Below are 1062 nucleotides of genomic sequence, written 5' to 3'. Positions count from 1 at the left end.
AGCCAGTAGTGCTGGTGTTGGAAGGGGTAGGTCGGCAGCTCCACCGGACGCGCCGACCCCGCGTCGAACGCCGCCTTCCAATCAACATCCACACCCCCCGCATACACCTCACCCACCGACCGCAAAAACCGATCCAGACCCCCCTCACCACGCCGCAACGACCCCACCACCAGGCCGTCCACACCCACCGCACCCATCGTCTCCGCAAGCACAAAACCCAACACCGGATGCGGACTCATCTCCACGAACACCCGACGCCCCTCACCCAACAGCGCCCGCGTCACCTCCTCCAAACGCACCCGCTCCCGCAGATTCCGATACCAATACCCACCATCCAACAACCCCGTATCCACCACCCCACCCGTCACCGTCGAATAAAACGGCACCCCCGACGACACCGCCGACACACCCTCCAACACCCCCGCCAACTCACCCTCAACACGCTCCACCTCCACCGAATGAGACGCGTAATCCACCGGCACCCGGCGCACCCGCACCCCCTCAGCACGCAACTCCTCCTCCAACACCCCCAACACACCCACCGCACCCGCCACCACCACCGACGACGGACCATTCACCGCAGCAACCGACAACCCCCCACCCAAACGCCCCTCCACCACACCCACCGGCAACCCCACCGACAACATCCCACCCCCACCAGCAAGCGACGACGCAATCACCTGACTACGCCGCGCCACCACCCGCGCACCCTCCTCCAACGACAACGCACCCACCACACACGCCGCCGCGATCTCCCCCTGCGAATGCCCCACCACACCAGCCGGCTCCACCCCAACCGACCGCCACAACCCCGCCAACGACACCATCACAGCCCACAACACCGGCTGCACCACATCAACCCGCCCCAACGCCTCCTCATCACCCAACACATCAACCAACGACCACCCCACAAACGGCGCCAACGCCTCCCCACACCGACCCATCCACTCCGCAAAAACCACCGACTCCGACAACAAACCCAACGCCATACCCACCCACTGCGCCCCCTGACCCGGAAACACAAACACCACACCCGAATCACCACGAGCCACAGACACAGAC

Annotated in this window: 1 protein-coding gene; it reads right to left on the bottom strand. The window is 65.2% G+C overall.

The annotated features are described in order from the left end of the window. On the bottom strand, nt 1–1062 hold a 1062-nt coding region (locus ACF073_RS41505), incomplete at both ends, for an acyltransferase domain-containing protein (RefSeq protein WP_392076755.1).

It is taken from the genome of Streptomyces sp. NPDC015171 (assembly GCF_043079545.1).
Taxonomy (GTDB): Bacteria; Actinomycetota; Actinomycetes; order Streptomycetales; family Streptomycetaceae; genus Streptomyces.
This window is presented reverse-complemented; position numbering and strand designations above follow the sequence as displayed.